This is a genomic window from Saliniramus sp. (assembly GCF_035311605.1).
In the GTDB taxonomy this organism is placed as follows: Bacteria; Pseudomonadota; Alphaproteobacteria; order Rhizobiales; family Beijerinckiaceae; genus Saliniramus.
This window is the reverse complement of sequence record NZ_DATGCW010000229.1, coordinates 1-2917: the sequence shown is the minus strand read 5'-3', so window position 1 is coordinate 2917 and position 2917 is coordinate 1. Positions and strand designations below refer to the sequence as shown.

The window sequence follows — 2917 nt, the reverse complement described above, 5'->3', positions numbered from 1 at the left end:
GGTCACGGCGATCGGTGACGGAACCGAGATCGGACGCATCAGCGGGCTTCTCAAGGATGTCGAGACCCTCAGGACACCGCTGATGCAGCGCCTCGATTCCTTTACCAAGGTTCTGTCTGCCGTCATTGTCGGCGTTGCCGTGCTGACTTTCGCAGTCGGGGTGCTGGTATGGGCGCGAGAGTGGGCGGAGGTGTTCTTCGCAGCCGTCTCCGTTGCTGTTGCAGCCATTCCCAGCGGTCTGCCTGCCGTCATGACCGTGACACTCGCCATCGGTGTCGAGCGCATGGCGCGGCGCAATGCCATCATCCGGCGCTTGCCCGCCGTCGAGACACTGGGCTCTGTCACCACCATCTGCGCCGACAAGACCGGCACGCTTACGCGCAACGAGATGACGGCGAAGACCGTGCGCTCGGGCGCCCGCGACATCGTCGTCGAGGGGGTGGGCTATGAGCCCAGGGGCGGCTTTACCTGCGACGGCGATGATCTCGAGATCGAGAAAGCCATGGTCGCCCACGAAATGATCCGCGCCGGGCTTTTGTGCAACGATGCCGAGCTCGTGCAGAAGGGTGAGAATTCCGACATATCCTCCTGGGAGCCGGAAGGCGATCCGACCGAGGCATCACTCATCGTTCTCGCACGCAAGGCCGGCTTTGATCCGGACGCGGAAAACAAGGAATATCCGCGCCTCGATTCCATCCCCTTCTCCTCCGAGCGCCGCTACATGGCGACCCTCAACCATGATCACGAGGGAAATCACGTCATCTATGTGAAGGGGGCGCCTGAGCGCGTCGTGGAAATGTGTGCGCGCGAACAGGGTGAGGATGGGGATTGCGATCTCGACAAGGACGCCTGGATGCAGCGCGTCGAAGATATCGCGGGACGCGGCCAGCGGCTGCTTGCCGTGGCGAAGAAACGGGTATCTGAGCAGGCCGAGCTCAAGGACGATGACGTCGAGATGGGCGATCTCGTCTTTCTCGGCCTGTTCGGCCTGATCGATCCGGCGCGTGACGAGGCCATCGAATCGGTGCGTGTCTGTCACGACGCCGGCATCAACGTGAAGATGATTACCGGCGACCATGCCGCCACCGCACGTGCCGTGGCGAGCGAACTGGGCCTGAAGAATACCGACAAGGTGATGACGGGGCGCGACCTGGAAGAGGTCTCCGACGAAGACCTGCCTCAGATCGCGCTCGATGTAGACGTGTTTGCCCGCGCCAGCCCGGAACACAAGCTGCGCCTCGTCAAGGCATTGCAATCGAAGCGTGAGATCTGCGCCATGACCGGCGACGGCGTCAATGATGCTCCTGCGCTCAAGCGTGCCGATGTCGGCATCAGCATGGGGCAGAAAGGCACCGAGGCGGCGCGTGAAGCCTCCGCCATGGTGCTGGCCGACGACAATTTCGCCTCGATCCAAAGCGCCGTGGAAGAAGGGCGTACGGTCTACGACAATCTGCGCAAGGCCATTCTCTTTGTGCTGCCGACCAATGCCGCCGAAGCGCTGATCGTGGTCTCGGCGATCATGGCAGGAATGGTACTGCCGGTGTCTCCGGTGCAAATCCTTTGGGTCAACATGGTGACAGCCGTGACCCTCGGCATCGCTTTCGCCTGGGAAAAGGCCGAGGGCAACGTGATGAAGCGCAGGCCCCAGCCCGTGGACGAGCCGCTTCTGACACCCTTCGTCATCTGGCGGACGGCGTTCGTGGGCATTTCGCTGCTCATCGGCGTGGGGGCCTTGTTCCTGATTCAGCACGATGGCAATGCCGACAGGCTGGATTATGCCCGTACCATGGCCGTCAACGCACTCGTGATGGGGCAGATATTCTATCTGCTCAATACCCGCTACTTTACCGCAGCCGCCTATACGGCAAGGGGTCTGACGGAAAACCGCGTCGTTCTGGCCGCGATCAGCGGCTGTGTCGGGCTACAATTGCTGTTTACCTACGCACCCTTCATGAACCTGCTGTTCGAAACCGTTCCGCTGAACGCATTCGAATGGGCGCAATGTATCGGCATCGGTCTGATGGTGTTCGTGCTGGTGGAAATGGACAAGGCGCTGGCGCGCGCGGGCAAACACCCCTTCGCCCGCGATTTCAGCCAGCCGGCGGAAAACAACGCGAATCGGGAGGCATGATGAGCGGATTAAAAGCGGTTCTGTTCGATATGGACGGGGTCATCACCGATACGGCCCGCGCCCATGCGCAGGCCTGGAAGGCCCTGTTCGACGGCTATCTCGCCGAGCACCATCCGGACGAGCCGGAATTCGACATCGACGCGGATTACCGCGCCCATGTCGATGGCAAGCCGCGCTATGACGGCGTGCGCGACTTCCTCGCCTCGCGCGGCATCAGCCTGCCGCAGGGCAGCCCGGAGGATGAGCCGGGGACGCAGACGGTCTGCGGGCTGGGCAATACCAAGAATGTCGAGTTCAACCGCTGGATTTCGGAGAATCCCGTCGAACCCTATCCCGGCACGCTGGCCCTGCTCGATGCGCTCGATGCGGCAGGGATTGCGAGCGCGCTCTTCACGTCCAGCCGCAACGCCGATGCCGTGCTCGCGGCGGCGGGGCTGTCCGATCGCTTCGATGTGCGCATTGACGGTGTGGTCATGGCAGAGCGCGGCCTGCCCGGCAAGCCCGACCCTGCCATCATGCATCAGGCCGCCGACGGGCTCGGCGTCGCGCCCGGCGATTGCGCCATCATCGAGGATGCGGTCTCGGGCGTGCAGGCCGGGGCGAAGGGCGGATTCGCGCAGGTGATCGGCGTGGCGCGCGAGGACAATACCGATGCGCTTGATGAGGCGGGCGCGGATATCGTCGTGCGCGATCTCGCGGAACTGCGCCTCGATGCGGGGCGGCTGGCCACGCGCACCCTGCACGGCCTGCCGGATGCGCTGGCCGCGATGGACGCAATCGCCGCCC

2 protein-coding genes are annotated in these 2917 nt (G+C 63.5%); both read left to right on the top strand.

Going from position 1 to position 2917, the window contains the following annotated elements; genetic code table 11:
• On the top strand, window positions 1-2131 hold a 2131-nt coding region (locus tag VKP01_RS10380), incomplete at its 5' end, for an HAD-IC family P-type ATPase (RefSeq protein WP_324412071.1).
• Window positions 2131-2917 (top strand): beta-phosphoglucomutase family hydrolase (locus VKP01_RS10375; protein WP_324412070.1); only part of this gene is annotated, 787 nt, incomplete at its 3' end. The genes VKP01_RS10380 and VKP01_RS10375, both read left to right, overlap by 1 nt.